Annotated in this window: 21 protein-coding genes and 1 riboswitch; of the genes, 4 read left to right on the forward strand and 17 right to left on the reverse strand. The window is 46.4% G+C overall.

Annotation, left to right across the window (positions count from 1 at the left end; all coding sequences use genetic code 11):
- Window positions 1–66 precede the first annotated feature (66 nt).
- From NV381_RS18630 to NV381_RS38235, 7 genes are all read right to left on the reverse strand, one after another.
- Window positions 67–1,095 carry a LacI family DNA-binding transcriptional regulator gene (locus NV381_RS18630; RefSeq protein ID WP_258214840.1) on the reverse strand — a complete coding sequence of 343 codons (1,029 nt, stop codon included), beginning with the start codon at window positions 1,093–1,095 and terminating at the stop codon, window positions 67–69.
- A gap of 183 nt (window positions 1,096–1,278) precedes the next feature.
- Window positions 1,279–2,133 carry a YheC/YheD family protein gene (locus NV381_RS18635; RefSeq protein ID WP_258214796.1) on the reverse strand — a complete coding sequence of 285 codons (855 nt, stop codon included), beginning with the start codon at window positions 2,131–2,133 and terminating at the stop codon, window positions 1,279–1,281.
- Between the two features lie 176 nt (window positions 2,134–2,309).
- The gene (locus tag NV381_RS18640) at window positions 2,310–2,840 is read right to left on the reverse strand and encodes a hypothetical protein (RefSeq protein WP_258214797.1); all 531 of its coding nucleotides are present in this window, start codon (window positions 2,838–2,840) and stop codon (window positions 2,310–2,312) included.
- A 108-nt stretch (window positions 2,841–2,948) separates the two neighbouring features.
- Window positions 2,949–4,532, reverse strand: coding sequence for a peptide chain release factor 3 (locus NV381_RS18645; RefSeq protein WP_258214841.1), 1,584 nt, complete (start codon window positions 4,530–4,532; stop codon window positions 2,949–2,951).
- Between the two features lie 27 nt (window positions 4,533–4,559).
- A complete protein-coding gene (locus NV381_RS18650) occupies window positions 4,560–5,627 on the reverse strand; it encodes a metallophosphoesterase family protein (protein WP_258214798.1) in 1,068 nt (355 codons plus the stop codon).
- Window positions 5,628–5,852: 225 nt separating this feature from the next.
- On the reverse strand, window positions 5,853–7,667 hold the full coding sequence (locus NV381_RS18655) for a fibronectin type III domain-containing protein (RefSeq protein ID WP_258214799.1): 1,815 nt from the start codon (window positions 7,665–7,667) through the stop codon (window positions 5,853–5,855).
- Between the two features lie 59 nt (window positions 7,668–7,726).
- Window positions 7,727–10,024, reverse strand: coding sequence for a BclA C-terminal domain-containing protein (locus tag NV381_RS38235; protein ID WP_308862023.1), 2,298 nt, complete (start codon window positions 10,022–10,024; stop codon window positions 7,727–7,729).
- A 327-nt stretch (window positions 10,025–10,351) separates the two neighbouring features.
- Between NV381_RS38235 and NV381_RS38240 the strand changes: the two genes are divergently transcribed.
- Window positions 10,352–12,187, forward strand: a complete 1,836-nt coding sequence (locus NV381_RS38240) for a glycosyltransferase (protein ID WP_308862025.1) — start codon at window positions 10,352–10,354, stop codon at window positions 12,185–12,187.
- Between the two features lie 235 nt (window positions 12,188–12,422).
- Here the strand turns inward: NV381_RS38240 and zwf are convergent, their stop codons facing one another.
- Window positions 12,423–13,943 (reverse strand): glucose-6-phosphate dehydrogenase, encoded by a 1,521-nt coding sequence (gene zwf / locus NV381_RS18690; protein ID WP_258214800.1) that lies wholly within the window; start codon window positions 13,941–13,943, stop codon window positions 12,423–12,425.
- 206 nt (window positions 13,944–14,149) lie between these two features.
- Here zwf and NV381_RS18695 point away from each other — a divergent pair, with 206 nt between their 5' ends.
- Complete coding sequence (locus tag NV381_RS18695) at window positions 14,150–14,464, forward strand: hypothetical protein (protein ID WP_258214801.1); 315 nt, start codon at window positions 14,150–14,152, stop codon at window positions 14,462–14,464.
- A gap of 133 nt (window positions 14,465–14,597) precedes the next feature.
- Here NV381_RS18695 and NV381_RS18700 read toward each other — a convergent pair whose 3' ends face one another.
- Complete coding sequence (locus NV381_RS18700; RefSeq protein WP_258214802.1) at window positions 14,598–15,062, reverse strand: GNAT family N-acetyltransferase; 465 nt, start codon at window positions 15,060–15,062, stop codon at window positions 14,598–14,600.
- A gap of 293 nt (window positions 15,063–15,355) precedes the next feature.
- Here NV381_RS18700 and NV381_RS18705 point away from each other — a divergent pair, with 293 nt between their 5' ends.
- The gene (locus NV381_RS18705) at window positions 15,356–16,174 is read left to right on the forward strand and encodes a hypothetical protein (protein ID WP_258214803.1); all 819 of its coding nucleotides are present in this window, start codon (window positions 15,356–15,358) and stop codon (window positions 16,172–16,174) included.
- 76 nt (window positions 16,175–16,250) lie between these two features.
- Here the strand turns inward: NV381_RS18705 and NV381_RS18710 are convergent, their stop codons facing one another.
- From NV381_RS18710 to NV381_RS18725, 4 genes are all read right to left on the reverse strand, one after another.
- On the reverse strand, window positions 16,251–16,538 hold the full coding sequence (locus NV381_RS18710) for a hypothetical protein (protein ID WP_258214804.1): 288 nt from the start codon (window positions 16,536–16,538) through the stop codon (window positions 16,251–16,253).
- Window positions 16,539–17,515: 977 nt separating this feature from the next.
- Window positions 17,516–18,349, reverse strand: a complete 834-nt coding sequence (locus NV381_RS18715) for an ABC transporter ATP-binding protein (protein WP_258214805.1) — start codon at window positions 18,347–18,349, stop codon at window positions 17,516–17,518.
- 3 nt (window positions 18,350–18,352) lie between these two features.
- Window positions 18,353–19,156, reverse strand: coding sequence for an ABC transporter permease (locus NV381_RS18720; protein WP_258214806.1), 804 nt, complete (start codon window positions 19,154–19,156; stop codon window positions 18,353–18,355).
- 67 nt (window positions 19,157–19,223) lie between these two features.
- Window positions 19,224–20,249 (reverse strand): ABC transporter substrate-binding protein, encoded by a 1,026-nt coding sequence (locus NV381_RS18725; protein WP_258214807.1) that lies wholly within the window; start codon window positions 20,247–20,249, stop codon window positions 19,224–19,226.
- 56 nt (window positions 20,250–20,305) lie between these two features.
- Window positions 20,306–20,407, reverse strand: a riboswitch (guanidine-I (ykkC/yxkD leader).
- Window positions 20,408–20,584: 177 nt separating this feature from the next.
- On the opposite strand from NV381_RS18725, the gene NV381_RS38245 reads away from it, so the two are divergent.
- The gene (locus NV381_RS38245; RefSeq protein ID WP_308862026.1) at window positions 20,585–21,193 is read left to right on the forward strand and encodes a TetR/AcrR family transcriptional regulator; all 609 of its coding nucleotides are present in this window, start codon (window positions 20,585–20,587) and stop codon (window positions 21,191–21,193) included.
- Here NV381_RS38245 and NV381_RS18735 read toward each other — a convergent pair.
- From NV381_RS18735 to NV381_RS18750, 4 genes are all read right to left on the reverse strand, one after another.
- On the reverse strand, window positions 21,171–21,821 hold the full coding sequence (locus NV381_RS18735) for a response regulator (protein ID WP_419182282.1): 651 nt from the start codon (window positions 21,819–21,821) through the stop codon (window positions 21,171–21,173). The two genes, NV381_RS38245 and NV381_RS18735, sit on opposite strands and share 23 nt — an antisense overlap.
- The gene (locus NV381_RS18740) at window positions 21,799–22,878 is read right to left on the reverse strand and encodes a sensor histidine kinase (protein WP_258214809.1); all 1,080 of its coding nucleotides are present in this window, start codon (window positions 22,876–22,878) and stop codon (window positions 21,799–21,801) included. The genes NV381_RS18735 and NV381_RS18740 overlap by 23 nt, the downstream gene beginning before the upstream one ends.
- Window positions 22,879–22,928: 50 nt before the next feature.
- A complete protein-coding gene (gene liaF, locus NV381_RS18745; protein ID WP_258214810.1) occupies window positions 22,929–23,603 on the reverse strand; it encodes a cell wall-active antibiotics response protein LiaF in 675 nt (224 codons plus the stop codon).
- 401 nt (window positions 23,604–24,004) lie between these two features.
- Entirely contained in the window at window positions 24,005–24,709 is a 705-nt protein-coding gene (locus NV381_RS18750) for a PspA/IM30 family protein (RefSeq protein WP_258214811.1), read from the reverse strand.
- Window position 24,710: the final 1 nt, after the last annotated feature.

A 24,710-nucleotide genomic window follows, 5' to 3' on the forward strand; every position in this document is an offset into this window, starting at 1 on the left:
AGTACCCATGAATTTGTATTCACGTAGATTATATCGTCGAAAGGACTCCTGGATAGATTTCCTTCTCTATGATTTATGGCAGGACTGCCTGATGATGAGCTCGGTTTCCAGCTTGAGCTGAAATCCCCCTGGCTCACCGTTCACCTGCTCCAGCAGCCGCTGTGCCGCCAGGCTGCCCATCTCATAGAACGGCACCGCTACACTCGTCAGCGGTGGATCCGTTACTCGGGCTGCGTCGGAATTATCGCAGCCAATTACAGCCACATCGCGGCCGGCTTCCCAGCCCAGCTCGCGCAGCCCTTGCATCAGCCCGATCGCCATCCGATCGTTCGCAGCGAACACAGCGTCGATCTCCTGACGACGCTCATATATTGCAGCAGCCGCACGATATCCGCTTGTGCGGCTATAATTGCCTTCATAGTACAAATGCGCCAGCTTCTCCGGCTCCATCCCTGATTCCCGCATAGCTTGGATATATCCTTGCCGACGATCCCCGCTGTTGGAAAACTGCGAAGAGCCGTTTAAGAAAGCTATTCGGCTGTATCCCTTTTCCAGCAAATGCCTCACAGCACGGTAGCTGCCTGCTGTATGGTCCGCATCCACCTCATTGAACCGCTCGCCTGAGAAGTGCTGGTTGACCAAACAGAACGGATGCCCGCCCTCCTCCAGCTTCTTTAGCTGCAGCCTCTCACGTGTCGTATCGGCAGCGCCCAGAATAATGCATGCGTCTACCTTTTGCGAACGAAAAACATCATTGTAATCGCTATCTTCATCTTGCGAACGGAACATCAAGAGCAGATCGTAGCCCATTTCCTTTACTTTTGCACCTATTCCGCTTAATACCTCTGAGAAATAGTAGGTTGAAAACAGATGAACCTTTGGAACATAAGGAAGCACAACGCCCAAGTTACCGCTTCTGCGGCGGGCAAAGCTCTGAGCAATCGCATTGGGATGATAGTTTAGGGTCTTCGCTGCTTCCAGTACCCGCTGCTTCGTTTCTTCTTTCATCGGACCTATGCCGTTGAATACCCTCGAAACAGTAGCTTCGGATACTCCCGCTAACTCAGCAACTTCCTTTCTGGTTACAATAAGGATGTCCCCCCTTTATAGGATAAAATTTGAAAATTTATGATTTATGTACACGCGTTCATTTTCTCATGGAGTATGTATGTTGTCAATGCTCTTCTTACTGCTTTTTCGTTTCTCATCCCTTCATTTACAATTCGGAAGGCCAGCCGTCAAGGGCCAGCCAATAATCCGCGTATCTGACCGTGTCACTCAAAATCTGCCATAAGCTTTGGCGTAACGATGAATTTTTCTAAAAATCCTCTTATCCTTCAGCTTGCAAAATATATACGGATCCGGACATGTGTTGACCTCCAGCACCCACGGATGCAGGCGTTCATCCAGCGCAACATCCAAGCCTATTTCTTTAAGTCGACGAAATCTGGAATGCAGCTGATGAGCTGTTTTCAAGCCAAGTGCATTAAGACGAGCAATGTATTTACGCTTCTCATTTCCGGTTAGATAGGGCGACAATAATGTCTCTATTGGCTTGAGCTTTCCTCCGTTGTGAACGTTCGTGACCACTTTTCTGGGATCACCCACACGGCCGATTACGCCGGTAGTCTCCCATTTTTTTTGCGGCGTTTGCTGTACCATAACACGGATATCAAAACGTCGATTGCGGTATTTTGTCAGATTGATACCTTTTTGCACTAAGTAAAGTCTATTTTTCGTACGTTTAAGAATGGAATTATACAGATCCTCAAAATTTGTAAAGCTCCTGACATCCAGACCATTCTGATAGCGGAAGCTCTCCCCATCTCCCTCCGAACCTATTGAAGTCATTTCCACTTTCATAACTCCATTCCCATAGGTCCCTTTATCCGGCTTAATGTAAACCATTTTATATTTTCCCAGCAGCTCACGGAGCGATGCCCTTGATAATTTCATTGTATCTGGAATATACATTCTCATCTCGGGTTTCTTTAATAACACTTTTGTTTTCTTCCATTTGCTTATGACATAGCCTTGAGCTTTGCCGATCCCACTACCTGGAGCTTTACCTGAGACCTTCACTTTAACCTTGTCCTTGCTCTTGATAAAGACTTTGCCCTTGATTGTGCGCATAATGTCCACCTTTCTCTAATTACCTGATTCCGCCAAAATCTAAACATCTTATTGTATGCGGTACAAATGCTCCTTGTCAGAGGCTAATGCCCAAATTAAAGGGCAGGTCCGTATGGCAAAAAAACAAAAAAATCGGCCTAATCGCAAATCTCTGCGAATTAGAACCGACTCTTTACTTAAGCTGATTTTGTATTCAGGTCGAGCTGTTTTTCCTTTCGAAGCAAGTGAATAAAATACCGCATGTAGTAAGCAATCAGAACAAAGAAAATGCCTACCGTCAACGGATCTTTCGTAAAATCCTGCATAGAATTAGCCGCGGCAGCCTGCGCCGCCGGGTCTTGCAGATACATCCCGATCAATCTGTATCCAATCCGGCTCATAAATAATACGAGCACAGCAACCTCTATTCCGATATGGGTGCAATAATACCAGCCGTCCTGCCTTTTCTCGAAACGCAGATGCTTGACCGCATAGTAGCTCAGCACCAAGCCGCCAGCCATCCCAACCACGTCCGCGACAAAATTGATAGGATGCAGCATCCCCATATAAAGGAATACGCAGCCCAGCACTCCAAACATTACAGACCGGAAGATCAGGCGGGATCGGGTCAGCTTTTGGAAACCAACCGAACGCTTAAACCTTCGGTAGAGCATAAAAGCGATCAGCACCGTGAAGCCCGCTGTTATTGCAATATGCCGAACATCCATGGTTTTATCCTCCTAAGAGTTTCGTTATAGCGAAACTGCTTCGTAAGCCTTGCTTTTTTTTCTTAAGCCCAACTAACTTCATTTGAAGTTACTCAAGCACAAAATAACTCAGGGCGCGTTCTCCAGAAATTTCGCGGTCGGATTTTTCTCCATCGCTGAACGCATTGCGTACTCGCTTTCGAATAACACTACATAGTTGTCATCCTTATCCTTCACAAGCTGGGAATTAATACGGAATTTACTTGGATCAATTTTATCTTTATCGTCCACCAGCCAACGGGCAAACTGGAAGTTAGTCCGCTGCAGCATTACATCCACTCCGTATTCACCCTTCATCCGGTATTCAAATACTTCAAACTGAAGCTGGCCGACGACACCGAGAATCATATCCTCAAAGCCAATCGTTTTGAACACTTGAATGGTGCCTTCCTCCGTCAGCTGATCGACGCCCTTTTGAAACTGCTTATGCCTAAGCGCATTTTTCACAGTAACTTTCGAGAACAGCTCCGGTGAAAAGGTCGGCAGCTCATCGAACTGCACATTGCCGCCTTGAGATAATGAATCACCAAGCCTAAATATACCTGGATCAAACAATCCGATGATATCGCCCGGATAGGCCTCCTCAACGATGTCACGGTCTTGTGCAAGGAATTGTTGAGGCTGAGCCAGCTTAATATCCTTACCTACGCGCACGTGCTTAACGGACATTCCACGCTCGAATTTACCTGAGCAAATACGCAGAAACGCGATCCGGTCACGATGAGCAGGATTCATGTTGGCTTGAATCTTAAAGATATAACCCGAAAATTTCTCGTTAAGAGGGTCTATTTGGCCCTCGTTGCTCCGCCGCGGTGTAGGTGTCGGTGCCAGCTTCAGGAAATTCTCAAGAAACGTCTGCACGCCGAAATTATTGATCGCACTGCCAAAAAATACAGGTGTCAGCTCACCTGAGCGCACCTTTTCAAAATCAAACTCATCTCCCGCTACATCGAGAAGCTCCAAATCCTGCACCAGCTGATCGTAGAAAAATTCGCCTGCAATTCCTTTAACAATATCATCCTCGTAGCCGGTTACCTTTTGCACTTGAATTTCCTTATGATCATCGCCCTGGAACAGCTCCACTTGTGTCTGCGCCCGGTCATACACACCACGGAATTGCTTGCCTGAGCCGATCGGCCAGTTCATTGGATAGGAACGAATGCCTAATACTTGCTCCAACTCCTCCAGCAAATCAAACGGATTCTGGCCTTCACGGTCGAGCTTGTTAATGAACGTAAAAATCGGAATTCCCCTTCTACGGCATACCTGGAACAGCTTCTTGGTCTGCGCCTCGACCCCTTTGGCGGAATCGATCAGCATCACCGCGCTGTCCGCAGCGGTTAAGGTCCGATAGGTATCTTCTGAGAAGTCCTGGTGACCAGGGGTATCCAGAATATTTACCCGATGGCCCTCGTAATCAAACTGCATAACGCTTGACGTTACCGAGATCCCTCTCTGCTTCTCAATTTCCATCCAGTCGGATGTCGCGTGCTTGCTCGCTTTCCGGCCTTTAACCGTTCCTGCAAGGCGAATAGCGCCTCCAAACAGCAGCAGCTTCTCAGTTAATGTTGTTTTCCCCGCATCGGGGTGGGAAATAATTGCGAAGGTACGGCGTTTAAGTACCTCTTCTTGCATTTTTTGTGGTGTATCCATGCTCATTTGATTGAATTTCCTTCCTCGTCAATAAGTTAGCTTAATATTCCAATCCGCTTCCTTTAACCAACTGCGATTGCTGAATTCGCGTCCCCGCACCAATACATGATCCTTGAATACTTGAACGTACAAGCCTTGCGATTTATCCTTGGTAGCATCATTCTGAAAATTACGGCCAAGCACCCGTCCAACGGATGAATTATGGAAGTAATGGAATGTTTCTTTCACATAATGCTCTGTACCATTTTGAAAATCCTGATGCCTGTGACCGCAGAAGACAAACACATTTTTATAAAATTTCAACAGCTCACGGAACTGCTTCGCCCGGATCAACTGATGGCTGCCGCCATCCGAACCAATAGGAGGCAGTGGCTGATGGGTCATAACAAACATCGGTTTACCGTTATATTTAGCAAGCTGCTCCTTGAACCAATCCATCTGCTCATCCGAATACCAAGCGCCTTCCCCAACCTCCGGCTTTTCCTGCACATATGCTTCCTGAGACATCACGATGAGCGGAAACCCTTTGATCACAGCGGTTTGGTAGGTCTTATCCATTTTGAAAAACTTCTGGAAGCGTTCGCGAGCCTGCCAATCCGTCTTTCCATTAGGAACCGTATCCTTGTTAAAGGCTCCCTTCTTGTCGATCCAAATATCATAATAATCATGATTGCCCATGTTCGCATATAGGGGAGGCAGCTTGTAGGCTGACAAGAGCTTTTGGAGCTCAGCGTAGCCGTCATCTCCTCCATAGTCCGTTAAATCGCCTGTCAACACAATCGCATCAATAGGGGATTCGAACTTCTTTATATCCTCCAGCGCTTCCTTCATATGCTTGATTGTATTCGGATCATAGACTGAAATATGAAGATCACTCAGCAGCATAAACGAAAATAACGGGGATTTGTCATCCTCAGGTGTTGCTTTAGACTCAGGAGGTTCCTGCTTGGGTAAAGCTGCCACTGGATCGGATTTAGCTTTAACTACATTTTGAGATTCAACGGATCTTTGAAGCAATTTTACCAAAGCTGTAGTTGCTGCACTAATCATAACGATCAAACCAAGCATCCATCGGATAAAAGCCCGTCTGGACATAAAAAATTCCCCCCACGCTAATAGCTCTCTGTTTATGGTCGAAACGGGTTGTGACACATTCTCTTTATTATATCCTGTTACGCCCTCGACTGCATCTTTTTTACATGGTCTATTTTTTGAAGATGCATGGAATCGGCGAAAATACAAAAAGATGTTGATGAGGAACTGAATTCCACACCAACATCTTTTTAGCTGTTAATCAGATCTTTAATAACTTCGAAGCTATTACTTGGTAGATTGGACTTCCTGCGCCTCAAGCATCGTTACAGTCACAGGCGAGCTTGCTGGAGACACATTGCCTGCAGCATCCTTTGCTTTTACAGTGAAAGTGTACTCAGCGGTTGGAACTAACCCATCAATGACATACTCTGCAGACGGACTGCTGCCAATAAGCATGCTTCCACTGTAAATATCATATCCGGCTACACCGCGGTTATCCGTAGATTCGCCCCATTGAAGCTGAACCCTTGTGGTAGAATATCCTGCTACCTTCAGCTTATCCGGAGTCGAAGGCGCAGCCTGATCCTGCTCTTCTGCGTTAATACGGGATACTTGAACCGGTATGCGAGAAGCACTCGTCAAGCCGTTGCCAAGCTGGCCAGCCCCATTATCTCCCCATGAATATACGGTTCCCTTGACATTTCTCGCAGCACTTGTATAGGCTCCTGCTGCAATATAGGTGGCTTCTGTTACCGTACTCACCTGAACAGGAGCGAGACGATCTGCTGTCGTTCCGTCTCCCAGCTGTCCGAAGTGGTTATTTCCCCACGACCAGATCGATCCGTCGTTTCGGATAACCACACTGTGTAGCCCCCCGGCGGCTATTACTCTAACATCATTCAATTGTGAAATTTGTTCAGGGGAGCTGCTGACTGTCAATCCATTGTTGCCAAGCTGGCCTTTCTTGTTATCTCCCCACGACCATACCGCACCATCTTGGCCTAGCGCCAAGCCGTGAGCCCCTCCTGCAGAGATAGCTTTCACCTGTGGCAATCCGGCAACCTTAATGGGGCTTAGACGGTTCGTCTGCGTTCCATCTCCAAGTTGTCCCTCTTGATTAGCTCCCCATGCCCACACCGTGCCATCATTTTTTAACGCAAAATTGAACAAACTCGATGTCGCGATCGCTCGAATGTCATTTAATCCGTTGACCTTGGCAGGTATCGTGCGAACTCCCGTTGTTCCGTCTCCCAGCTGCCCGTAATCATTATTGCCCCATGCCCATACCGTGCCATCCTTCTTTAATGCAATAGTATGAAGCATTCCAGCCGCAATCGCTTTTACCCCTTCAAGGGCTTGTACCGGCTTAGAGGAGGACTTGACTGTCCCAACCCCTAATTGTCCAAAGCTGTTGTTCCCCCAGCTCCACACCGAGCCATCCGCTTGCAAGGCTACACTATGTAATCCTCCCGCATACACGGCGCTAACAACTGACAATCCCCTCACTTGAACGGGTACTAACTGCTGCTTATTTGTCCCGTCTCCCAGCTGTCCTGAATCGTTATTGCCCCATGCCCATACTGTGCCTTCAGCTCCAACCGACAACGAATGGTTCTGCCCTACTGAAATTGATTCCCATATTTGCAATGGAGCAGCAGTATCAGGAACTACTACAGCCGTTGTTACAGGCGCTTCTATAACAGGAACGATTGCTTGAGAAGGTATTGTAAGACTAACTGCGTTACTCTGCCCCGACTTGTTCCCTGCTGCATCCTTGGCTCTCACTGCGAAGCTGTAGCTGCTCCCCGGTAGCAGCCCGTAGACCGAATAGGACACACTGTATGCTGCTTTGGAAACCGTTGTGGCATTCAGATTTCCATTGCTGAATATTTCATAACCTGTAACTCCCACATTATCCGTGGAAGCGTTCCAATTCAATGTTGCTGTTGTATCCGTCCAGGTTTGCAGACGCAGGTTTGCCGGTGTCGAAGGCGCGCTTGTGTCCTGAGTATCCAGAGCCGCCTGAACTACTGCCGCATTGCTCATAACGAGCAAAATCGGCAATGTTATAGCAGCTGTTTTCTTAAATTTGCGAATCATAGGCTGGTCATCGCCCCCTCTTGAAAGTCTCTCCATTAATCCTCATACAGCGTATAGATTTACTGATCAAGCTTGATGATTGCCAGCTGCGCTCCGCCAGAACCATTTAGGATTGCCGCTCCAAGCATGCCGTACATTTGAAGTGTTATTATATCACCTCCGTATAATCTAACAATAAATCCTGAATTATACTGGCTTTGAGATGAAGCTGGAGATAAATCGCTGGCTGTATTTGGCGCTCCGTTTATCAATAACCTTGTTCTCACCAATAATGAGCCTGTAGTCTTGATATTATAGTTAATATAGTAAATGCCAGAAGTTGTGACAGTAAATATGTCATTAGCTCCATTCACTGAAACGCCATTGCCTAAAGCCTGATCGTTTGGAAGAGGTACATTGGTACCGCCTAGTATAACCGGAATTGTCGCCCCTGTAGAATTGGATGCAAAACCATAATTACCTCCGGTGGAAGCCGCTTGTCCCGCTGCTCCCGTTGCTCCTTGTGCTCCCGTTGCTCCTTGTGCTCCTGTTACTCCAGTTGCTCCAGTCGGGCCAGTTGCTCCTGTTACTCCAGTTGCTCCAGTTGGGCCAGTTATTCCGGTTGCTCCGATTGCTCCAGTTGGGCCAGCTATTCCGGTTGCTCCGATCGCTCCAGTTGGGCCAGCTATTCCGGTTGCTCCGATCGCTCCAGTTGGGCCAGCTATTCCGGTTGCTCCGATCGCTCCAGTTGGGCCTGCTATCCCTGTTGCCCCGGTTGCTCCAGCTGGGCCAACTATCCCTGCTGCCCCGGTTGCTCCAGTTGGGCCAGCTATCCCTGTTGCTCCGGCTGCTCCAGCTGGGCCTGCTATCCCTGTTGCACCAGTTGGGCCTGCTATCCCTGCTGCCCCGGTTGCTCCGGTTGCTCCAGTTGGGCCTGCTATCCCTGTTGCCCCAGCTGGGCCAACTATCCCTGCTGCCCCGGTTGCTCCAGTTGGGCCAGCTATCCCTGTTGCTCCGGTTGCTCCAGCTGGGCCTGCTATCCCTGTTGCACCAGTTGGGCCAGCTATCCCTGCTGCTCCGGTTGCTCCAGTTGGGCCAGCTATCCCTGCTGCCCCGGTTGCTCCAGTTGGGCCAGCTATCCCTGCTGCTCCGGTCGCTCCAGTTGCTCCTGTTACTCCTTGGATGCCTTGTGTTCCAGTTGCTCCAGTCACTCCTTGTGCTCCAGCCGCTCCGGTTACTCCTTGGATGCCTTGTGCTCCTGGTGCTCCTGGTGCTCCATCTGCTCCTTGAGGCCCTGCACCACCACGAACACCCGAAGAGCCTTGTTCCCCTTTATCGCCTTTATCACCTTTTTCCCCCTTTTCTCCCTGCGCTCCCTGAGGACCTACAGTACCTTGCGGGCCTTGAGGTCCGATGGCACCCGTTGCTCCTTGTATTGGTGCTGGAGTTGGAGTTGATGGTGTGGCAGACGCTTGAGAACTTCCTGGCAATTCTATGAAATAGGCTTTGCCTTCTTTATGTACAACGGATACCAGTTGACCTACGGCCAGAGCGCTGAAGCTCAGCTGCTGAGCTGAATTTTTATCAAAGTATTGAATTTCCGGAGCGAGTGTGAATTTCTCAGCCTTTCCTGCAATAACAACGGTTAAGGAATTGGCAGTAAGATCAGACACAACTCCACTCGTAACCCCATTGGAAGATGCCGCAGCATCACCAGATTTCACTGTTGGCAAATAAGGAAGAGCATTGCTGAACAAGGCTGCCATCTGAGCCCGAGTTACCAGATCTTTCGGTTTAAACCGGTTCTCTCCGACACCTTCAACAATTTTCAAGCTTACAGCTGCATTGACGAACCCGCGAAGCGAGGAGCTCACTTCGTTCGCATCACTGAAAGAAACCGCCGAGCCAGAGAGCTTTTCGGCATCCGCCTGACGTCCAATAGCACGAACAATTAATTTTGTAGCCCATTCACGAGATGCCGCCTCTTGCCCCCATGAACCATTGCTTGCATTTGCTTCTTCTGATGCATTCAGCAAGCCTTTTTTCAATGCCAACGATACGAACGGTTTAGCCCAACTATCCGCACCCAAAGCAGGGTTAGCGGAAGCTTCTCCGGCAACTTCCCCTTCCAATCCCATTAAACGAATAGCCATAAGAACTGATTCCTGATGGGTTACATTGCTTTGCGGATTAAACAACCCTGCATTATCGCCGACAATAATATCCATCAATGCCAGCTTCGTCATATACTTTTGTGCCCAAGGCGCAGAATCAACATCTTTGAATGTCGTTGTTGCAGCAGAAACGATTTGAGCTGTTGGCATAACGGCAGATACAAGCGCTATACCAACCGACAATTTTTTCATTTTGTTTTTCATCTAACAGTACCCTCCATAAGTTCAATAATCTTATAAATTATTTATTCTCAATAAATAGAGCTACTTCATTATCCTCCTTCTTCTTTAGGCTCTTTAAAAATCTTGACTCTCATGATAGACTAACTCTTGTATTTCCATAAACTACATAATCTTCGATAAAATAGTACCATATTAGTATGTTAAAAGAGTCAAGTTTCGACTAAATTTTCATTTTCTTACTTAAAAATCTCATAGACTGACTTCTTTAGCTTATGCTCCAATCTATTTTAACGACATAATACCCTTTAATAGGAAAGCTGGCCATTTAATAACCTGGAGCGTGACTATATGACGACGGATATCGTATTACTAACCCATAACATTCAGGAGTTAAGAGAATGTGTGTCCAATTTGAGACTTTCTACGGTAGAACCGTGCAATCTGATTGTCGTTGCAGATGAAAACACGCCTGAATTAACAGCCTGGCTTCAACAAAATAAAAACGTTCGGCTATTAATTGGAAAAAAAGGACAAAGCGTAGCTGCTGGATATAACCTGGGTGCTGCCTCATCCTCCTCTCCCTTGATTGTTTTTATGCGTGATTTCATGTACGTCACAGACGGCTGGCTTGCTCGGTTAAGCAATTGTCTGCTTCGTCATGATCGTGCGGCTATGGTCGGACCACTAAGCAGTGGAGTCAGTGGAGCGCAGAATATTCCTGTTAGTAACGGACATGGGGGAAATCTCAACTATCTTGCCAACGGCCTGGCTTCCGTGCATAATGAACAGAGCTTTCAAGTGACTCGGCTTCTTGGCCAATTTTTGATGATGCGCAAGAGCGCTTTCGATCAGCTTAAAGGCTTCGATGAGCGTTTTGAGCAAGAAGGCTATGAAGATGATGACCTATGCTATCGTGCCTTGTTAAATGGCTATGAACTGCATGTTGCCAAGGATTGCTATGTAAGGTATGAACGCCAGCTGACGCCAAATTCGAAAGAATCGCTATTATATATGAATCACTTATCCAGCAATCGGGATAAAGCTTTGGAGAAATGGGGATTTGACCTTTCTGCCGCGTTATACAATTGGAGACAACCTATTACAATCAGTTTGTGCATGATCGTAAAAAATGAGGAGCAGGTACTGGAGCGCTGCTTGTCCAGCGTGATGGGGATTGTTGACGAGATCATCATAGTAGATACCGGGTCGAATGACAGGACCAAAGAAATAGCAAGCCAATTTACGGATCACATTCACGACTTTATATGGGTTAATGATTTTTCCGCGGCAAGAAATTTTGCCTTTCAACAAGCTACACAAGAATATATCTTATGGCTCGATGCCGATGACATTTTGCTTGAAGAAGATGCGGATAAATTCCGTCAGTTAAAAAACCACCTTCCCTCTGATACGGATGCTGTTTCCATGATCTATAACCTGGCATTCGATGAGCATGGAAACGTAACCTCCAGTCTTAGAAGAAACCGGTTGGTAAAGAGGACTAACAACTTCAAATGGATTGGTGTTGTACATGAGTATCTGGAGGTTTATGGAAATATCCATAATGCAGAAATTTCCATCACCCATGATCGTAAGCATACTCAGTCCTCTCGCAATCTTCACATCTACGAGAACAAGGAAGCTGCGGGCTTGCCTTTTTCTTCACGCGATTTATATTACTATGCTAATGAGCTGTTAGATCATGGACTATGGGAGAGATCCTTATATCAATACGAACGGTTTCTGGAACGTGGGGACGGCTGGGTTGAGGATGTTATTTCCGCTTACGGTAAGGCGGGGGATTGTCTGCATAGTCTGGGAAGAACACTGGAGGCCAAAGCGAAGGTGCTTCAAGCCTTTGCTCATACTTTACCCAGAGCAGAAAACTGCTGTCGGCTTGGCTATTACCATATGGAAGAAGCTAATTATGAAGATGCTGTATACTGGTACAAGACAGCAGCGGCACTAGTGAGACCACAGAACACTCAAGCTATATTGAATCACGCCTGCTGGTCCTGGCTCCCCCATCTCCAGCTCTGTGTCTGTTACAACAAGCTGGGTCTAAACAGTCTGGCCCACGAGCACAACGAACTGGCCGCTGTCTATATACCGAATGACCAACGTATTTTGTCCAACCGCAGCTATTTTCAAAGCTTGAATCTGATCGCGGCTACTCCCGGGTAAGTCCCTTCAAGCATTCCTGTTCACAACGCTTAAAAACATTTCGCCGAACCCGGCACAAAAACCTCCAACCCCACCTAAGTGGAATTGGAGGTTTTCGCTGCCGGCATCTTTTTGCGCTAGCCTAACTATTCGTGCCCCGGCAAAAGTACCTTTGACGCCGCAGCCTCTATCCGTGGCAGCTTAAGCGGTACCAGCTTGAAGAAATAGTGCCTGATGCCACATCAGGCTTCAACTGCTAACGTTGAATAAACTCCCAAGCTACTTCGCCCTCGTCTTGCCCGTTAACCGGCCACCAGCGGAAGCCATCCTCTTCAAGCAATTGATAGCTCTGTTCAGGTCCCCAAGTACCTGCTGGGTATTGATGCAAATTATCCGAATTTTCACGCCAAGCAGCCGCAATTTTATCCACATACTGCCAAGCCAAGGCTACCTCATCCCACCGCGTGAAATAGGTTGAGTCTCCGCGGGCCGCATCATGCAGCAGACGCTCATAAGCTTCTGGCGTGTTCAAGCCAACCTGGCAGCTTTGGCAGAAATCCATCGCCACAGGTACGATAGTACCTTCTGAACCAGGCTGCTTGGCATTCATTTTGAAATAAATGCCTTCCATAGGGTTAACGCGGAATACAAGCAGGTTGGGCTCCAGCTTATGCTTTTTGGAAAGGTACACATTGTTCGGTACATTTTTAAACTCGACTACAACTTCCGTCGTTTTCACAGGCAGTCTTTTGCCCGTCCGAATGTAGAAAGGAACTCCAGCCCAGCGGAAATTATCTACAAATACACGAGCTGAGAAATACGTCTCTGTCGACGATTCCGGATTAACTTTATCCTCTTGGCGATAACCGGGAACATGCTTGCCCTTCATGTTTCCAGCCGCATATTGGCCTCGAACCGTATTGGCACGCACCTCTTCATTGGACTGGAAGCCGCGTAACGAACGGAATACTTTTACCTTCTCATCACGGATATCCTCTGGAGACAGACGACTCGGCGGTTCCATAGCCATCATTGCCAGCATTTGCAGCATATGATTCTGTCCCATGTCGCGCAGCGCACCGGAATGATCGTAATAACCGCCGCGATCCTCTACACCTACAGTTTCACTAAGCGTAATTTGAATGTTGGAAATAAACTTATTGTTCCACAGCGGCTCGAAAATAGCATTCGCAAATCGCAGCACATTGATGTTTTGCACCATTTCTTTACCTAAGTAATGATCAATGCGGTAAACATCCTTTTCATCGAATACTTGACGAATTTCCGCGTTCAACTTTTCAGCCGATGGCAAGTCGTAGCCAAAAGGCTTCTCAATAACAAGACGCGCCCAACCCTGTGTTTCCAGTAAGCCGCCTTCTTTTAAATTGTGTGATACATTGCCGAACAGCTCAGGTGCAAGCGCCAAGTAGAACAGACGGTTGCCTCCAACTTCAAACTTGGCATCCAAACGTTCGGTTATCTTACCCAGCTCCTTGAAGCCTTCAACGTCATTGATATCCAGCGACATATACTCGAAATGCTCAGCGAACGATTCCCATTGCTCATCCTTCGTTACATTGTATCGCGCAAATTCCTTGATGGAATCAAGAACATCCTGCCGGAACTGCTCGTTCGTGCGTGACCTCCGCGCTAATCCGACTACAGCAAAACGGTCTCCCAGCTTACGTTCACGATATAAGCTGTAAATCGCGGGGTATAGCTTGCGGCGAGCCAAATCTCCTGTTGCCCCGAAAAGCAAAAATACGGTATTGGTCATTATTTTCATCATTCTTTCATTATGTATTTTTAAATCCTTGTCATCTACTATACCAAACAAATTTAAGCATAGCGAAATTAGTGCTTAGATTCAATCTTATTCTGTATAAAATGTTCTTATAATTAGGCTCCAGTCTCCTAGGCAATTGTCCAATCGCCCGGTTTCCTGATGCATACTCTGGAAGTATAAAAGCTGGAGGTGAGAAAATGAGGCACATACACCCAATTAATGAGGAAAAATGCAGGGAGCATTACGGTAAACCCGTACTTATAGTATTGAAGGATGGCGGAGAGATTGTGGGTATTTTAACCAAACTGGACAATGGTCAGATTACTCTTAACGGCGAGGCTACTGCTGAAACAAACAGATTCAGATCAACAAAGAAATCATCCGTCAAACGCAACAAAAATAAAGCAAAAGCAAGGGTTTCTTTCTCCCCTTTCCCCTTCACTCCAAATCCTTTCGGTAGAGCAATTGTGCTTGATTTGGCATTCGTTGCACTGCTCTTCGCATTTATTTGACGAAATTTTCAACGAACAGGTGGAGAGACCAAGCGGTTAAGCTCACCTTAAATGTAAAGAGGCAAGAAAAAGGAGACATGGCATCAGTGCCTTGTCTCCTGGATGAATAGATGATCAATAAGCCCTCTAATGGTTACATAGATTGGAAACGATGCTGATGCAGCCGCTTAACCATTAAATAGCATTTTATTGTGGAATCATAATGGGCCGCCTCATAATGCCTGGAGGAATAAAATTGTTGAGCCGACCGGTTTGCTTCATCCACCCAAAGACACACTTCATTGTATCCCGCCTGAAGAGCCACACGCTCCGCATGCTCCAGCAATCTGGAACCAAGCCCTCTGCCTTGAGAACGGGGATGGACCGCCAGCATATCCACGAACATTGCATGTTTCTCAAACTTTAGAGAAATGAATCCGGATGGTGAACGTCCCCCATTCAAGGCTATAAACGTAGTGCAACGACGAAGCCTCGCCCGGACTGTTGCCATATCCACACGCAAATTCGGCTGTGTTTTGCGTGCAAAGGGAACGAGCAGCAAAACAATCAAATTCCAAATTGCTTTATCATCTTGCTTAGGGATGCGCTTGCGAATCAATTGAAATCGCCTCCATGGATAAAGATGTACTCTATCCTATGAAGCCGGGGAAGGCTATGCTATTACTTCAAATATTTTTTCCCTACAAAAGCCAAAAACAATACGCACACAACTACTATAAGGATGATAACCAACATTTGTACCCAATCCATGTTTAAAGCTCCTTTGAATGAGTTAATTAGTCATCATACAGGAAACTAATATTTTATGTCAAGAAGCAATTTACGGAATTTAACTAACTGTTGTATAATTAAGGAAAATGTATTCTTTTTTAAGAACGTGAGGTGGAGGATATGCTTACTAATGTGACGCAAGTATCACGTACATATCGGACCCAGGCGCTTTGGTATGCTTCCGAAGATGCTTGGAAGCGTGCCGTCAAACAACCTGGATCTTTATCATCCAGGGCTCCAAGCACCACCACTCCTTACGAGGAAGGGAACGGTTATATTCGATTTGCGCTCTCTACAGCACGCAGCGTATCAAGCGTACTAACAGCAGCCCATCAACTGAGGCAGACGGGTGACAAGCTGATGTCCGACTCCCACTCAGCTTCTATGGACAGCCGTGCCATGACTCAAGAGGAAAGCGTCCTGCAGCATGACATCCCATTCGCAGACATAAATGAAAGCCCATTCGAGCCTGTTGAACCTTCCAATGGATCAGGGATAGTGTCCCTCAAACATGAGGTGCAGGAGCTGGTCGACCGTTATAACGGACTTCATACTGCCATTCACGATAGAATACCGCCATTGAAAAATGGTACAGCCGATCCACTGATGAGCAAGCTAGCCGGTATTTCATTAAAGGAGCTTGGTATTCAGCCAAATAGCGATGGCACACTAACTCTCAACACCGATGCTTTAGAAGAACAGGCGACCTATGACTTCAATCGGTATCAGGTTAAACTTCGTGGACCGAACGGCTTTGCCCGTGCATTAACAGATGCTGCACAGCAGCTTCTCACTCAGCCTTCCGAGCAGCTGCTTGACAAGCATCAAGGATTGTTCCAAGCTTTTACCAACTACAGGCTTCAAGCCTGGGACAACAGCCCAATCCGAACCTACCTGCCAGTTCCCTTAAAGGGAATGCTGCTGAACAGCTACTTTTAACGGTTAAATTTAAAAAGACGCTCCGGTTCGTTTAAACAAACTCCGGGCGCCTTTTTTTGAGGTTAACAAATCTCCATCAAGCCAATTCTCTCAACTCATTCTTACGTAATTCAAGCGCTTGCTGCAGCGCAGCGTGTTTAACCTTAGCTTTCCTTGCAATCTCCGGGGTGTGAAACCATTCATTCTGCTTATATAAAACCAATAGCGCCTGTTCAACGGCCCTCTTGGCCTGATCGCCATCATTCAACATATAAAAAGCAACTTGATAGCAATAGCTTTCATACTGGCGGAGTAAATCCACCTTCTCATTAGGCGTTAACGGAACAGAGTCCGTGCATTTAATTGCTTCGGCACTTGCGGCCATCACGCCACCTCCTAAGTACTTCCCTGTGGAAAGCCTGCATCGTAAGTATAAGGTTTTACGGTACAATTTCTGCACATTTTTCCCTCATATTATATAGACGATACAAACCTCCATTTTCTTTCACTTTTTTCAAAAAAAAATAAAAAATTAAGAAAAGCTTCTGATCGAAGCCCTTTCGAGGAAGATACATTCGTGCCTTAGCGGTGGCTTTTCTTGCAATATTAGAAAGGTGAACCTCCGGTTCGAACTTATACTTTCTAATATTATAAGAAAACGCCTTGCGGCGTCCTGGTGTACGATTTACGTTTGTGCGTTTGGAGGGATGGATGTGGGCTTCCGGCCGCTGTTAAAGTCGTGTTCCTTTGAATGAAAGGCTTGGAGCGGGATGAACACGAGTTTCAAAGGCGGGTTGCATACCCGAGCAGTCACCGGAGGTGACGACCAGGGCGGACGCTATCGCTCTTCCATCCCACACCCGTTCCCTCTTACGGTTCTACTCTGTACTTTCTGCTGATTCTTCCATATGACATGGCAACTTAGCGAACCCCACGCAATTATCAGGAAAATGTCACGTTATTTTTCCGAAAAATACCGTTCTAAGCCCTATAACTGGAATTTCTCATGCTAATTCTAAGGATTTTGGCTAATCTCATCCATATCACCTCTATTAGCAGGGGTTTTTCCAGTTAGCTTGCTTTCAAACGATATCCAGGCCGGATTAACGGGAGGATTTCCATCTATCGTCTTTCTTTCGGCAGCCGTAAGAGTATCCTGGTTCCTTTACAATGAAAGCAACCTTTAAACATCTGTTCTCGCTCCATGACTTAAGCAATATTAGAATGGGTACCCACTCTTTATCGCTAAAAAGCACTGAATTTTTACGCAAAAAAACGCCGTTCCTTTTCATCAGGAACAACGTCTCTTTTCATTACTTTTCAGCAACTTGCAGGATAATACAACATCATTCGAATTAATGATCAATCATGGTCATGCGATTCCCCTATATGTGCGACGATCTGCCTTTTTAGCTTGAGAAATGCCTCTGAATCCCTGCCATCCGGACTGCTTCTTAAGCCAGCAGGGATTTGCACGGTTTGTTTGATACGCCCTGGATGCGCCTGCATGACATACACCCGCTGCGATAGGAATATCGCTTCCTCGATATCATGTGTAATAAACACAACCGTCGTTTTTTCCTTCTCCCACAGGTTCAGCAGCATCTCCTGCATGGAATTTTTCGTCTGTGGGTCCAATGCCCCAAACGGCTCATCCATGAGCAGCACCTCAGGATTGTTAGCCAACGCTCTCGCAATCGCCACACGCTGCTTCATCCCGCCTGAAAGCTCCTTCGGAAATGATTTGGCGAACTTCGTCAGCTGCACCAGCTCCATGAAATGGTCCGCGATTTGCCGCTTTTCGAACAAGGGTATGCCCTTCAGCGTCAGACCAAATTCAATGTTTTGCCGCACAGTCAGCCATGGGAATAACGTGTACGATTGAAACACCATTCCTCTGTCAACGCCTGGTCCATCGATTTCCTTACCTGAGATATACAACTCACCTGAGCTCGCTTCCTCCAATCCGGCAAGAATCCGCAATAGCGACGATTTTCCACAGCCGGACGGTCCTACAAAACTGACGAACTCGTTCTCGCGAATATCGAAGGATACCGGATCGAGTGCGGTAAAGGCTCCCTTTTTCCCTCCATACACCTTCGTAATTCCTTTAGCTTCAATCTTGATTGGACCCGAGAGACCTATGAGATCGGCTTTTTCACTTACTTGCATAGCTGCATTTGCGCTTACTATCATCTTTTAAGCCCTCCCTTCCTGCCAAGGAAAAAAGCGTTTGTGACAAAAGGCAAATACCCGGTCCGTCACCAATCCAAGCAGCCCGATTATTATAATGCCGACAAATATCATATCTGTGTTCAAAAACCGCTGCGCCTTCATGATCGAAAATCCAAGTCCGCTGTTCGCCGCAACCAGCTCTGCTACAACCAGGTACGTCCAGGCCCAGCCAATAATCAATCTCAATGTATTCATTAAATCAGGGAGCAATGCAGGAATCAGCACCTTCTCAATCACCTGCCAGCGCTTCGCCCCCATCGTGTAGGAAACCTGCAGCAGATCGTTCGAAACCGCCCTTGTATTATCCGCAACCATCAGAATCAACTGAAAAAAACAGCCTACAAAAATAACCATAATCTTCGCGCCTTCACCTATACCCGCCCACACCATGATCAGCGGCACGAACGCTGTTGCCGGCATATAACGGATAAACTCGGTCGGAGGTACGACAATGGATTCCGCAATCCGAAATGTACCTGCCAATATGCCGAGTGGGATACCAAGCGCACAAGCTAGCAGAAAGCCCATACCTACACGATATATACTAATCCCTATATGCTCCCAGAAAGCAGGATTAAACAGCTGTGTAAGCAATTGAATCAGAACTTGGTCCGGTGTCGGCAAAAAGGTGCGTCCCACCACATTCCCATAGCTGAATATACTCCAGATCAATAGCAGCAGGACGAATATGCCCGCTACACCGAACGTATACGCTGAACGGTTCAGCTCCCCGCGAATTTGAAATAAGCGAAGCCTTCTTTTTTTCATGTGTGTCCCTCCTAAGGGTTTCGCTTTAGCGGAACCGACTTCGTAAGTGTCAGCCCCGTTTCGCTTCCTACTTCCGCTGTTTAACCACAGCTTCTATGAAGCTGCTGTCTATAACCGATTCCAGCTTAGGAATGGACGATAGCATTTCCAGCCCTTTCAGGAACTCTCCTGTCTTTTGGCCTGTATAAAACAACGATGTATAATCCTCACCTTTTTGAAAAGCTTTCAGATTGTCCTCAGGTGTAAATATTTTCACGCTATCAACGCCTTTTTTGTACTCATCCAGCGGAGTTTCTGCCGCCTTAGCCATAATTTTTAAAGATTCCTCCGGATTCTTTTTCCAATAGTCCAACGCATCGAACCATGCATTAATAATCTTTTTTACATCCTCGGGACGACCCTTTGTAAATTCTTCTTTAAAAACTAATAAATCAGGTATGAGTCCAGGCGTATCCTTAGAGGAAAACAGCAGCTTTCCTTTACCTTCTTCAATTGCTTTACTCAAAAATGGCTCCCATAGTATAGCAGCATCCAAATTGCCGGCAATAAAAGCAGGGCCTGCATCATTCACTGTCATGTTCACATAGTTAACATCCTTTTCCTTCAAGCCCGACTTGCCCAAAGCTGTCAGCATCAACAAATGATCGACGGTACCGAGCTCAGTTGCCACTTTCTTTCCTTTTAAATCCTGCAAAGACTGAATTCCCGGTTTGACTACAATACCGTCTCCTCCGAATGAATTATCGTTCACCAATACAGCCTTCAGAGGAATATTTTTGCTCGCAGGAGCTAATGTATCGCTTAACGTTTGACTGTTTGCATCGACTTTACCTGTAGCTAATGCGGCTAGTGAATCACTGTAGACCGGAAACCATACCAATTCTACATTGACTCCATTTTTCTCAAAGAAGCCTTTTTCCTTGACCAAGTACCAAACAAACCAGCCCGGCCACGGGCTTAAAGCCAGTTTAACCGGAGCCCCGCTTTTCCCATCTGTAGAAGCTCCCGCTGCGGGTTGATTTGCGTTACATCCGCTTAGAAGAACCGTTCCGACTAACAACAAACAAGTGATCCACAGTGTGATTTTTCTCATCTTTATACCCTCCCGAAATTCGAGTAGAAAAAAGCCCGGGAAGATATCAAAGATATCTCTCCCGGGCTTTTCTCCCTCCGTGTGCACGAAACCATTCGTGTGTCCTCTCTCGGACCAGTCCAACCGATAATAGTTGCGGAACCCTAGAAAACATGTGGTTATGCTGTTACCTGTATCATACACGCGGGCTTTTGACATGTCAAGTAACATTACATAAAACTTAAATAAATACGTTTAATCTCATAAAAGTATTGTAAAACCCGTTATAAATGTTATCATATATAACATTAACTAACATTTGTTATATGCGAAAGAATAGGAGGAGGCATTCTACCATGACCGCAGCAGCTATTAAGACAGCAGCATTGCATCATTTTGCACGAAACGGTTACGAAGGCACTCCTTTATCCGACATTGCCAAAGAAGTGGGCATCAAGACACCTTCTCTATACGCTCACTTTAAAAGCAAAGAGGAGCTGTTCATGAAGCTGTTCGAGGATGTCCTCTTAGAGCAGTCGTGCCGGACTCAGCAGCTGATTGATTCGTTAAAGGCGTGCTCGGTGGAACAAACATTATTTCGAATTTTGCAGGATTCCTGCGACAATTACTTGCTTAGCGAGGAGAAAATTACGTTTATAAAGAGGGTCATGCTGTTTCCGCCCGCTTTCTTACAAGAGAAAATTCACCAGAAATTTCTTGAAACCGAGCGAGCTCTAACCGATTCACTGCAAATGATTTTCAAAAAAGGGATTCTTGAAGGAACTGTCAAAGAAGAGCCTGTCGAGGATTTGATTGCGTCCTATTTATGCTTGATGGACGGAAGCTTTCTACAGTTGTTTTATTATGGTAAAGAGTATTTTGAGAGCCGTTTGCAGAGCATTTGGCGGATCTACTGGGATGGTATCACCGCCGCTTGTGCTGCTACTCGACCAAACCATTCTTAAAAGCGTATATTGCCGCCTGTGTGCGATCTTCAACACCCAGCTTGGCCAAGATATTGGTCACATGAAATTTGACTGTTTTAATACCAATAAACAACTCGTCCGCAACATCCTGATTCGATTTACCGGAAGCGATCAGTCTCAGAACCTCCATCTCACGGTCCGTTAAATCATCATGCGCCGGAGCTACAAGCTTGGGCTGACGGAAGCGGTTCATAATTTTAGAAGCAACCTGTGACTCCAGGATCGACTGTCCTTTAACTGCAGCGCGGATAGCCGATGCAATTTCTGCCGCGCGTGACGTTTTAAGCAAATAACTGAAAGCCCCCGCTTCAATAACCGGGTACATTTTTTCATCATCCAAAAAGCTGGTTAACACAATAACCTTACAATCGGGGTACAGCTGAAGCAGACGACGAGTCGTTTCAATCCCGTCCATCCCTTCCATAACCAAGTCCATTAATACAACATGCGGCTTGTATTCCTGCGCGAGGCGTATGCCATCTGCTCCGTTACTTGCCTCCCCTACTACCTCAATATCATCTTCAGTGCTCAGTACAGCAGCCAAACCGATCCGTACCATTTCATGGTCATCCACCAGCAGCACTTTAATCGCCGTCTCGTTCTCCAACTTCATCTCCCCCTTTAGTCATAATAGGTACCCGTATATCAATCCGTGTGCCTTTACCCGGAGCCGTAATCAGGTTTAATGATCCACCAATCTCATTGACTCGTTCTTTCATGGTGACAATGCCGTAGGATGAGTGTTTTTTAACATCCAGCTCGAAGCCTACACCATCATCGCGGATAAGCAACCGTATGGAATCCACAGACGGCTGCAGCAGCTTAACCTCCAGCTTAGTCGCCTTGGAATGGCGAAGCGCATTGGACATGGCCTCTTGCACAATTCGGAATAAATGATCCTCAATCCCCTTGGGCAGCTGAATATCTTCTGCGAGCTCCCATGTAATTTCCATTGGTACCTTTGCCGTCAATTCCTGCAGCAGTTCAACCAAACCTTCCGATAACCGCTTGCCTTCAAGATGAACAGGCCTTAAATGCAGCAGCAACGCACGCATTTCCGACTGCGCTACAGATGCCATTTCCTCAATAAGATGAATCTGCCGCTGCGCCTTGTCAAAATCCTTATCGAGCGTCCGGCCGACGGCCGTTGCCGTCATTGAAATTGCGAACAGCTGCTGACTCACAGCATCATGCAGCTCTCTTGCCAAACGCTGCCGCTCCTCCACAATCGCTGAATATTTGGCTTTTTGCGCTAATTGGGCGTTATTACTGGATAATCGCTGCAGCGATGTTACCTGCTCTTCCCACTTCTTCGTAATGCCATTAAGCTGTTCACCAAGCCGACCTATCTCGTCCTCGCCCAGATTGGGCACTGTACGGCTCAAATTCCCTTTTTCCAGAGAAAGCATAGCCTCTCGGAGCAGCTCCAGTCTCCGCCTTATTTTGCTGCTGTACCACAGACCATATGTACCCCCCATTATCACCACGATGACAATAAGGGTCAGACTTAGCTTTACGCCCTCTTGCCAAGAGTCGAACTGCTTAATATAGCCATTGGAGTGAAGAAAGTACACAATAACGCCAAACAAAACAAGGCTGAGCCCCATCGACTCACCCATGCTTTGCCATATCATATTGGTCAGACGTTTATCATGCCTTTCCATTGACTAAGTACCTCCCGGTTAACCCGCTTGCGGCTTATAGGCTAAACTAGCTACACAATTTTTATATCAATATCTGCGATGATGTAAGAAATCATCAATTTAACTTGATTGTCTGCCGTTTCATAATTGGCTGATTGCCATACCGTTTTATTTAAAATGCCTGATTCTTTATTCGGACCGACATCCGATTCACCGAACACTACTGAGGAAACAACGGATACTCCCATATCCTCAGGTACAATAATATCTACATCAGCAATTACGCCCTGCAGCACGATGGTAGTTTCCCTTTGTTCCGGAATTGCATAGGTCAGATCAATCTGCAGCTCCCCAATGACATTCCATATTGAGCTGTTTCTCAGAACCCAGGGTTCCTTGCCCCACTTAATGCTTTCAATAAGACTTTTCTTGACGTAGCTTTCATTGCGATGCAGCTGCTTGGAGCGTATATAGAAAAATCCGAGGGATATAAGTATGACAGCAATTAGCAGCGAAATGTTACCGCCCATTAAAATAACAGCCCCTATGCCAATTAAAACATAACCTTTACGCGGCGAGGCTGAACGAAGTTTATTAATACCAACAAAAATGAGCACAAGAGCCAGCACGGTAAAAAAGCCCCAATGATTGTTCGCAAGCAAGAATACGCCTACTCCTATCAAAATGAGCGCCACATTGCGGTTGTGGTTTCGATTACGGTTACGGTTTCCATAAAAATTTTTCATCCGTGCTGCCTCCTTTCTTGTGCGAATTCTTGTTGGTATGCTGGAAGATTGTTTGAAGGGACATTTATTCATCCAATAAGTTACTCCGGGAAAGGGATGACACTCCACCGCTGTTGAAATCCAAGTTGCCTATTAATTGACCTTGCGGTAGCAACTTGATTTCAAAGGCGGCCGTAAACTTTCCGTATCATTCCCTTATCCCTCCATAACCACCGGATGAATAATTAAACTTCACAACATTTTCCAGGAAATTTATATAAATAGTAATTAGAGAGAAAAGCCATAGCGGCGAAGAATCGGCCCTATGGCTTTAAGCCCTAACTAGCATATCACAATTTGAATCTTCCTCAAAGAGGATTTTCCCTCTCCCAAATGAGACTGTATTCTAGGCGAGCTGCTTATTATTGCGATTTCTCAGCACTCATTTTCTCCTTCAGCAATTGCAATTGATCATCGACCTTTTGCTGCTTCGCTGCGTCAGCTGCTTGGTAAGTAGTTGTGCCTGCATAACCGCCTGTCGGATAGCCACTTACATAAGGTTTACCGGCAATTTCAGCTTCAACCTCAAGCGTCACAATTTTTTCCTCCATACGACGGAAGCCTTTAGCCGCGTTGCCGCCTTCGATAACATTGCTTGCTGTCACCTCAGCCATTTGGCGCTTTGCTCTTGCCAATTGTGCACGAGAGATAAGCTCGCTGCGCTTATTGCGCATTTGATAGAATGCATCCTTCATCTCATGCAGCTGTTGAACCAATCCTTCAGCTTGCAGTTTGGATTGCTCATGCGATTCCGCATACTCAGAGATTTTGGCTTCGTAATAAAGCTTCTGCTCTAATGCTTGACGTGCGGTAGCCTCTTGTCCATTCTTCAACGCTTCCTTCGCTTGCTCCTCACGTTGTCCAGTCAGACGAATCGCTTCTTCAAGACGCTCCTTCACCTTGCGCTCATTAGCAATTTGACGGGCAACTGTAACTTCCGCTTGCGCAATTTCTTCCTCCATGTCACGCAAATATTGATTCAGCATTACGATAGGATCCTCAACTTTATCCAATACCTCGTGAATAGATGCTTTCGTCATATCTTTAATTCTGGAAAATACGCCCATG

Source organism: Paenibacillus radicis (ex Xue et al. 2023) (assembly GCF_024722015.1).
Taxonomy (GTDB): domain Bacteria; phylum Bacillota; class Bacilli; order Paenibacillales; family NBRC-103111; genus Paenibacillus_S.

Bases quoted from the DNA above. Each gene is read 5' to 3' on its own strand.
- NV381_RS18635 (WP_258214796.1), bottom strand. From the start codon at position 2,133: ATGCGCACAATCAAGGGCAAAGTCTTTATCAAGAGCAAGGACAAGGTT.
- NV381_RS18640 (WP_258214797.1), bottom strand. From the start codon at position 2,840: ATGGATGTTCGGCATATTGCAATAACAGCGGGCTTCACGGTGCTGATC.
- NV381_RS18645 (WP_258214841.1), bottom strand. From the start codon at position 4,532: ATGGATACACCACAAAAAATGCAAGAAGAGGTACTTAAACGCCGTACC.
- NV381_RS18650 (WP_258214798.1), bottom strand. From the start codon at position 5,627: ATGTCCAGACGGGCTTTTATCCGATGGATGCTTGGTTTGATCGTTATG.
- NV381_RS18655 (WP_258214799.1), bottom strand. From the start codon at position 7,667: ATGATTCGCAAATTTAAGAAAACAGCTGCTATAACATTGCCGATTTTG.
- NV381_RS38235 (WP_308862023.1), bottom strand. From the start codon at position 10,024: ATGAAAAACAAAATGAAAAAATTGTCGGTTGGTATAGCGCTTGTATCT.
- NV381_RS38240 (WP_308862025.1), top strand. From the start codon at position 10,352: ATGACGACGGATATCGTATTACTAACCCATAACATTCAGGAGTTAAGA.
- zwf (WP_258214800.1), bottom strand. From the start codon at position 13,943: ATGACCAATACCGTATTTTTGCTTTTCGGGGCAACAGGAGATTTGGCT.
- NV381_RS18695 (WP_258214801.1), top strand. From the start codon at position 14,150: ATGAGGCACATACACCCAATTAATGAGGAAAAATGCAGGGAGCATTAC.
- NV381_RS18705 (WP_258214803.1), top strand. From the start codon at position 15,356: ATGCTTACTAATGTGACGCAAGTATCACGTACATATCGGACCCAGGCG.
- NV381_RS18710 (WP_258214804.1), bottom strand. From the start codon at position 16,538: ATGGCCGCAAGTGCCGAAGCAATTAAATGCACGGACTCTGTTCCGTTA.
- NV381_RS18715 (WP_258214805.1), bottom strand. From the start codon at position 18,349: ATGATAGTAAGCGCAAATGCAGCTATGCAAGTAAGTGAAAAAGCCGAT.
- NV381_RS18720 (WP_258214806.1), bottom strand. From the start codon at position 19,156: ATGAAAAAAAGAAGGCTTCGCTTATTTCAAATTCGCGGGGAGCTGAAC.
- NV381_RS18725 (WP_258214807.1), bottom strand. From the start codon at position 20,249: ATGAGAAAAATCACACTGTGGATCACTTGTTTGTTGTTAGTCGGAACG.
- NV381_RS38245 (WP_308862026.1), top strand. From the start codon at position 20,585: ATGACCGCAGCAGCTATTAAGACAGCAGCATTGCATCATTTTGCACGA.
- NV381_RS18740 (WP_258214809.1), bottom strand. From the start codon at position 22,878: ATGGAAAGGCATGATAAACGTCTGACCAATATGATATGGCAAAGCATG.
- liaF (WP_258214810.1), bottom strand. From the start codon at position 23,603: ATGAAAAATTTTTATGGAAACCGTAACCGTAATCGAAACCACAACCGC.
- NV381_RS18750 (WP_258214811.1), bottom strand. From the start codon at position 24,709: ATGGGCGTATTTTCCAGAATTAAAGATATGACGAAAGCATCTATTCAC.